Raw genomic sequence first — 8,432 nt, forward strand, 5'->3', positions numbered from 1 at the left:
CGGTGATGTCGCTCTCAGTGGTCGGTCGGGATGATGGGTCCATGGGTTTTAATCAAACTCCGCGGATACAAACCGCAGTACGTTACAGTTCTCCTTGATGGTCCGTTGGATGGCAGCATCGAAGCCACCCTTTCCGGTGGCCTGAATCTCTATGGATATTTTGACCTCCATCCCCATGCGCGAGGTGAATAGCTGAACGACTTCATCGACGATGGTGGCAAAATCGATCTTGGCTTTTATCGGATCCAGATTGACCGTGCCATAAAAATGTTTTTTCACGGTGGGTTGTTGGGCAAGGGGTTGCCCGGGTTGTCCACTGGCCCCTCCTGACCGCGATGGGCCAGCGACCGACGGAGTGATCGCATGGTTCTTGTCATCCCCATTCGGAGAGGCGTTGCCATTCTTTTTCTGTTTTTCCGTCTCCTGTTCCTGGCGCAGTTTTTCCTGATAGCGTGTTGCTGTTTCCCGTTCGATCAAGATGGCGGATGCGTCCAATGGGGTTGGACCCGATTGCCCAAAAACGAATCCGGGATAGCGCTCCCTTTCGATTCCGGTCGCGTAGCCAAAAAAATCTCGCGACGCAACGCCCTGGGTCATGACTTTCTTGAAGACGTCGTCGTTGACCATTCTGGGCAGGTAGAGGTAGTGGCAGGTGTCCTGCCACACCTTGAGGGCGGAAACTTCGGTCATGCCAGCCCTGAAATACCATTGACGCAGAACGTGCCCAAGATGAATCGGAGACCACTCCTTGATCAGCCACTCCTCGGCAACGGATTTTTCTTCGATGGCTTTGGTCAAGTCAGGCGCTGTCGGAGAGATGGCAACCACCTCCCACTCCAGGATAGGTTTACCGAGAACAAACTTTTCGTGCGGGTTGATCAGCCAGCGATAGGCCTCGCGCAGCAGGCGCTGCAAGCTTTGTTCGGCCTCTTTTTTTTGTTCTTTGGCCTGCCGGACCTGAATGGTGTTCAGAACGATACGCTCTTTTTCGATATCCAGGACAATCGAGTTCCAGGCCAGATAGTTTCGGCCCTGATCCCATACCCGGGAGACGACATCGTAGTCAGCGGCCAGGAACAGGATACGGTTTTGTTTTTGCCGTGGCTGATCACCCCGTTTGCGCAGGATCTCCCCGGCGGCGACCAGGGCGGCATTGGCAGGCCCTTTGTGGCCCTTGTGATAACTCACCGAGGGGGTCAGAACGACCAGGCGCGGTCCTGATCCGTATTCATCGGGGATGTCCGAGCCTGGAGTGAAAACATGGGCGCCACCCAGCACGCCACCTTTCCCGACCATTTTTTCCATCCTTGCCCGCAAGAGCGGCAGCACATCCTCCTGATCCTTGAAGCGCTGTTTGCGGGATTCCATTTCCCGTCTAAGGTTTGGGGTCAGACCAAACCAAAACCGATCATTTTCGACGTTGAGATAGTTGAGCTGGTCCAACAAACGTTTGAGAACGTCTTTGTAGTGTCCCAGGGGTTGATCGGGTCGTCCCACCCCCAACAGGATGCGTCCTTGTTCGACGCCTCTGGAAGTTTGTCTGGCAGCACCGGGGGCCGTTGCGAGAAAAATGGTTCGGGTCACCCGCCGGGCGGCCTGGATTTTTCCGAAACGGGCTTCATCGCCCTCGATATCGGCTGGTTTTGATTTTTCCCCGTCGATATCCCGATCGATCACCGGATCCCAACCCTGGGGCAGATAATCCAGGCATTTATTGCGCACTGCGGCATCGAAGAGCGGCAAGGCGCCGGGCATCACCAGGGGGTCGCTGTTGCCATCCTTCCACAGGCGATGAATCACCTGGGCGAGCAGTTGCAACACGCCACGGGTGCGCTGGAACCCTTGCAGGGTGGACCAATCCTCATAGAGGCGATCGAAAATTTCCGGGTGGATAGGGTAGGCCTGCCGCATCCTTTCGAGATAGCGTGACTCCTGGGTCTCGTTGGGCAGATCGGCCTTGTTGGCCACGTAGAAATCGGCAAAGGCCTGGCAACTTTGTTCCATGCCAAGCGGATCCTCGATACGATCGAAAAGGCGACGGCGCACAATGCTGAAGGCTTCATCCTTGGAAACCGGTTTCCATATTTTTTGAATCCGCCGAAAGTGGTTCTCCAACTGCGCCAGGACGATTTGCCCGCGCCCCTCACCCGCGTGGGAAGAGTCCGGCAGGGAGGCCAGCAGCACCGCCCTGGGCACCGATTTGATCCCCTCGGTCAAGGCCTGGATGAAGGTCATGTTGGTTTCGAAGGATCCCGCCGGGTAGGTCTTGCCTTCCTGAAACTGCCGATAGAAGGCCACCAGTTCATCCATGAGGATAACGCAGGGTGCGACCCGGGACAGCATGTCGATCAACGTGTCTTTGTCCGGGGATGTTCCCGACTCGTCGGCGCTGCGGACCATGGCGTAGGAGGACTCCCCGCCCAACTGCCACGCGAGTTCCCCCCAGAGGGTATGGCAGGTGACGGCGCCGTGGGTTTTGGGTTTGGCAACGTTCAGGTTGATGCCGTCGATGACCGCCATGCGGGCCGGTTGCAGACCCGTAACACCGATTTTGTCCAACAAGGGTGGAATGCCATGGAGGTCGCTGGCAGGCGTTTTGCCCCGAGCCAGATGGTAGACTGCCAACATGGTGTGGGTTTTTCCCCCACCAAAAGCGGTTTGCAGTTGGATCACCGGATCCCCGCCTTGCCCGGCCAGACGCCGCACGACGCTGTCCAGGAGCAACGCCATCCCTTCGGTGATGAAGGTGCGGGAGAAAAACGGCGCCGGATCCTGATATGCCTGTGCCGCCTTGTTTTGGTGGACCTGGGAGATATCCGCCGCGAACTCGGACTCCTGGAAAGTGCCTTTGAGAATATCCTGATGGGGGACGGCGATTCCACGCCAAGGGGTGATGGTCATTTTTCAGGCCTCCATTCAGGCAACAGTCCAAGAAACCGAACGGGCATGGGTCGCAACCTCCAGAACCCGAACCCGAGGATCCACGCTTTTGAGCAATCTTTTGAGCTTCATTTGCACGTTGGACGGATCCACCAGGCGGGGGAACAGTTTTGAGCGCCTGACGGGCTGCTCCAGATGCAGCACGATTCTCAGCGATGCAGAGGCCAACGCAGAGCGTGCAAACGATTTTTCCGAGGAGTCATGGGCATTCCTGGCAGCAGCCACAAGCCCTGCCAACGAATCGCGAACCTTGGCGGCCACTTCATCTCCCAGGTCACTGGGTTTGGTCCGTGGGCGGATTCGGTAATCCTTTACCTCGATGACCCATAGCGTCCGTCCTTGTCGCTGAGCCCCATTGTGTCCAATAGCGAGGATGTCCACCGCCTTCGTTCCGCCACAACAACCATTGAACTGGTTCCTGTAGAACGACCAATCATCATATTTCACGGCATCCCATTGCCCTGGGAAGGTGAATGTCAGTCTGCCTTCCGTAATGGCCGTCATGTCATTCACCTTCCAAGTAGCGGTCTGCCTGCAACAGCTCCTCGTCCAGGGCCGCAATGGGATCAACATCCCCACTGCTGTCGCCCTGGCTCACCGTCACGCCATCATCCAAGGTGTTGAGGGCGAAATAGCGTGTCCTGACCCCAGGCTGGGGCTGGCTCGCCAGAAGGATATCGAACTCCTTGAGCAAAAACAGGCTGTGCGTGGCGACGAATACTTGAATGCCATTGCGGCAAAGATCCAGGATAGTTTGGGCCATCAGGCGGATCAGACGGGGGTTGAGGTTGGTTTCCGGCTCGTCCCAAAACAGCACCCCCTGGTCCAGCAGGGTACCGGTGGCGATCAGCCGGCTGACCATGCCGAGTTTTCGCAACCCTTCAGCCACCAGGGGCATTTCCAAGTTCCCTTTCCCGGGCAGGTTGAGATAAAAACGCCCGGTCTTGTCGAGAACAATCTTCCCCCCCATGGCTTCTTCCAGTGGGGTCAGAAGCTTCCGAACGGTAGATTCCCTGGATCCTTTGATGGACGGCGCACCGAGCAGCAGACAGGTATCGCGGTAGGTTTCCTCGAACTCCAGATACCGTTCTTCGTAAAGGCTGACAAACTTCGGAAAGATTGTCAGCAACTCCCGGGTGGGGAAAAAGGCGGGCGACTTGTCAGCCCACTCCGTTGGCAATTGCGATATGTTGACCTCAGACTTGCTCTGGTAGGCAAAATCAAAAGCGATATTTCGGCCTGGAGCTGCAAATTCAGCTTCCACCTCGCAACGTTCCCGGCCCTGCTTACGGCGCGCCAGCCTGCCCAGGCTATCGGGCCGGAAGACATGGACCAGCTTTTCGGCCAACCGTGGCTGCATGGCTGTCTTGGTCGGGGCATCGGTCATGCCCTTGCGCCCCTCTTCCGCGCTGACGGCATGAAGCGCATAGGCCAGCTTGAGCAGATGGCTCTTGCCGGTGCCGTTGACTCCGACCACCACATTCAAGCCTGGGGAAAAGGAAAGGTCGGCCTGTTCAAAGACCGTGAAATTGGTCAGTTGCAATCGGTTGATCATATCCGGATCCTACAGATCCAAAGTGAGTTGAGTTCCAAGGTGGCCGACCTCGTGGGAGGCCCTGGCGATGCCATGCCAGGAGGTGATCAGTTCGTTGTAGGCGCGGGCGTCGTCGGCCCACTTTTTTCGTTCGCACAGGGTGTAGAGGTGGTAGGCCAGTTGGCGGATCGCCTCGGCGCGTTCCGGCATACGGGCCAGCAATCGACCAGATTCCGACTCCCCCTGTTTATCCAAAGCGTGGATCAAGTGGTGCAGGACTCCCCAAACAGGGGTGCGGTCATCTTGTTTTGGATCCCAAGCGTCCGGGTATTCTTTCCACCTCAGCAGCCGCACCTTGCCACCGCCGGATTCGATGACCCCGGCATCTCGGACCCCATCAACGCTGGTACCTTTAGCCCTGGAGAGGGTGTCCGCCGTGCCAAAAGGTCCGGCTGTCCAGCCGTATTCATCAAACCAGGTGGAGCAAAAAAGCGTATCGCTATCAAAGCTGCCGGAATCCGGGGTCAGAAAGTCGGTAATTTCTCGGTTGATGAGGATTAATGCGTCGTGAATCGGCATGGGGGTGCCATCCTGGTTGAGGACGGCACTATATTTCGAGTAGATCCCCATGCCTGGTCCAATGGCCGCCTGGGTCAAGTCCACCGGAGCGACGGGTGCCGTGCCCGCCTTGCCGCCAATCATGGTCTCCAGGGCTTCTGGCAAGGTATCCCGTAATTCGCGCTGGAAGTCGCGGCGGGAGATGGTCGCGGCATTATTGTCGCGCTTGCGACAGACCAGGATGATCGAGGAAGCCAGGGCATTGGTTCCGATGCCAATGGAACGTGCCCCTCGTTCCGTTCGCACGGGCCAAGTGCCGGTGATACCAAACCCGGCCTGAATGATCGCTTCCAGAAAGGTTTCCCAACCTGTGGATGTGGTCCCGCTATCCTTGGTTTCGGACTGTTTGAAAGCGTAGTAGATGGTGACCGGGAAACCGGGATGGGACTGTTCAGCCAAATTGTGAATGGCCTTGCTCATCCCATTCATGAAAAAGGCTTCGGCCTTCTCTTTGGAACCATGACGATAGGGCGTGGCCACTAACTCCTCAGCTTTGGGCACGGCCAATGTAGAAAACAACTCGGGATAAATGGATTTTAGCGAACGGCGCAGCCAAACGTAGAAAAAATCAGAAAGATCAGCGTAGCCGATGTTGTCATAGTATGGCGGGTCAGTCGAGACAATTCTATCCGTGGATATGGTTTGATTTTGAGCATCTCGTTGGTCAACCCTGGCTGAATAATTGGAATTACTTTTATTTAATACTCTTATCATATTATTTAATGACGTTGTGTAGTCTCCAGCCATACCCGAGAATACGTTGGATTCGGCATAATCCCAAACCATTGGGATAGCTTGCCTGCCAAATGTCCCAATTGCTTGATCCATACTTGGTCTCCAGCGAACCAATGAGCTTTGAGCATCGGTGAGTTTGCTGACTCCCATCCCCAAATACACCGCTACCGCATCCCCATAAGCCGCAGCTCCGGTGCCACCATCAGCGAGAGGTATATCGTCTTGAGAATGCGGGCGAGACGCCCGCGCTCCCGGGTGGAGTGCGTCGTTTTGGTGGAGTACGTCACCCTGGGAGCGCGGGCGTCCCGCCCGCTTATTTTTTTCGTGGAGAGCGTCGTCCTGGTGGAGAGCGTCATCCTGGGAGCGCGGGCGTCCCGCCCGCTTATTTCCCTCTTGAACTGCACTGCTAAACCCCCACTCTTCCACATGTTCACACAATCCAGCTTTGACCGGATTTAAATGAATATAGTTAACAACGGTGTTGAAATGGTCTTCGTTTCTAATCACTCGATCAAAATATTCTTCCATCCAAAATGCCCCCTTTCTACCAAGCATTTTGTTGGCTTCTTTGGCTGTGTAGGATTTCCAAGAATGAAGAATGGATGAGAGACTGTTTCCATGCCACGGTGTCACGAGAACGTGAACGTGATTAGGCATGATAACCCAGGCATGAAGCCGATACCGTGTTCCATCGAAGTGTAATAATGCTTGTTCCACCATCCTGGCCAGTTCCGGCTGTCGTAGCAAGCACTCACCATGTCCGACATCCAAAGCGGCTTCAATGCGCTTGCGACGCTCGCGTTGTTGCTCGTCGTCATTCAAATGGGCGAGTTCGTCGTTCCAACGTGACAACAACGATGCCGGTAGGCTGTCATGAAGGCGAAACGAGATGGATTGTGGGGTTTTTCCAGCTTCCCAATGGGGTAGATAGCCACGGGAATGGAATTCTTTTTGCGGGCGGGACGCCCGCGCTCCCAGGTAATCAGCAATCACCCGCTCCCTCGCCTCCAGCACCAGATCGGAAAAGGTGGTCAGGGCGACCAGTTGGCGGGGGGTGAAAAGATCGCCAAAGGATTTCATGCCGTACATCGGTGGTGAGAACCAACGTGGATTTTCTGGCATATCAACTGTTGGTCGCCAAGCTGGTTCCACTTTCTTTGCAATTTCTTCCATGTCGATTGTCGGGTCAAGATAAATACGACCATGACGACCTTCTGCCACAATCGCCATTAACCGATCCCCCATGCGTCCTCCCTGGGACTCGGAATAGATGTATTTGGGTTCAATAGGGCTTCCAGACAATATGCAGCGAAAATTAGCCCCTCGTGAAAGTTTGGTTCCGTTCTTCAATTCATCAAAATGATCCGGCTTCCCAATCCTCACCCGGAAGCGGAACTGGTCACCATCCACCACCGGCTCCACGTAGGCCTCTTTGCCCTCCTTAGTGGATAACACGAAAGAGGAAACCAGTGGCACATCCACATGGGAAAAAGCCGGGTTGGGACTCTTGACCGTCCGTGCCCAGAGCCAAGCGATAACAGTGAGTTTCTGACCCACCAAACCTTTCAGGTCGGGTCGCTCGCTGGCCATATCAGCGGTAATCTCTACTTGCGGATAAAGATGACCAATGCGCTTGAATGCCTCCTCCCGCATCCAATGACCATAACGGCGTACATCCTCGGCCAGTCCTGTCGCTCCCGGCCAATCTACCGGGAGCGCGGACGTCTCGTCCGCCAATGACAGGCGAGACGCCTGTGTTCCCGGAAACACCGGCGCACGTCCGGCAAACTTGGGCGGGATCTCGATCATCGCCTTATTGATCAACACTGCCACCGGATTGAGATCCGAGGCATAGGCCTCCAATCCCAATCGCTGCGCCTCCAGGGGAATGGAACCCCCACCGGCAAAGGGATCATGAAAAGCAGGCAACTTTTCTGGATCAAACCCCGGCTGCCCCTTGTTGAGGTCGCAGGTCTCCCGCCAGGATTTTCTGATGGCCGCCCTCGCCCTGTTCAAGACCTCCTCGTTGTTGGTGTTCTCCCACTTCACCAAATCGCGGATAATCTGGAACAACTCCTCCCGCTCGGCATCGGCCTGGGCTTTGGTCTTGCCACTGGAATAACCCCGCTCGCCACCCGGATCGTTTACCAACTGCGCAAACAACACCGCCCGCGCCGCCGCCAAGGGTCGCCGCGCCCACCACAGATGCAACGTGGAAGGGTGCCCGTGACGAATGGATTTCTCCCGTGCCGCCGCCACGTTGATGTCGTCCAGGGGCAGGGCGACTTCGATGAGTTTTTTGGGGGCTTTGATGGACATGTGAGACGTTCCTGTTTCCGCTGGCCAGGGCATACCCGCTCGGTATGGTTTCGGCAAAGCGATGCACCGCAACCAAACCCCAGGTCCAGCTCAGGCAACGACTAAGCCAACCAAAAAATATCGTTGAATTTGCACAAGAATCGAGCAATAATTGCAGAAATAGAAGATTTTAATCGTCAATCTTATGACAGTTCTGGTTTTTTTGCCTCAGCACGGGGGCGTTTCTTTTTTAGGTAGTGTCCCTTCTTGGTTGATCGCGGTCACACAGCCCTACCAAACTCGAATC

At 55.7% G+C, this 8,432-nt stretch carries 4 protein-coding genes; all 4 read right to left on the reverse strand.

Going from position 1 to position 8,432, the window contains the following annotated elements:
- Positions 1-48: 48 nt before the first annotated feature.
- The 4 genes from HQL63_09275 to HQL63_09290 are packed head-to-tail and all read right to left on the reverse strand — an operon-like array spanning position 49 to position 8,146.
- Entirely contained in the window at positions 49-2,901 is a 2,853-nt protein-coding gene (locus HQL63_09275; protein ID MBF0177023.1) for an ATP-binding protein, read from the reverse strand.
- Positions 2,902-2,916: 15 nt separating this feature from the next.
- Positions 2,917-3,444: a hypothetical protein gene (locus HQL63_09280; GenBank protein ID MBF0177024.1), complete on the reverse strand. Its 528-nt coding sequence runs from the start codon at positions 3,442-3,444 to the stop codon at positions 2,917-2,919.
- A 1-nt stretch (position 3,445) separates the two neighbouring features.
- The gene (locus tag HQL63_09285; protein ID MBF0177025.1) at positions 3,446-4,495 is read right to left on the reverse strand and encodes an AAA family ATPase; all 1,050 of its coding nucleotides are present in this window, start codon (positions 4,493-4,495) and stop codon (positions 3,446-3,448) included.
- A 9-nt stretch (positions 4,496-4,504) separates the two neighbouring features.
- Positions 4,505-8,146, reverse strand: a complete 3,642-nt coding sequence (locus HQL63_09290) for a DUF1156 domain-containing protein (GenBank protein ID MBF0177026.1) — start codon at positions 8,144-8,146, stop codon at positions 4,505-4,507.
- Between the last annotated feature and the right edge of the window lie 286 nt (positions 8,147-8,432).

The organism is Magnetococcales bacterium (assembly GCA_015231175.1).
Taxonomy (GTDB): domain Bacteria; phylum Pseudomonadota; class Magnetococcia; order Magnetococcales; family DC0425bin3; genus HA3dbin3.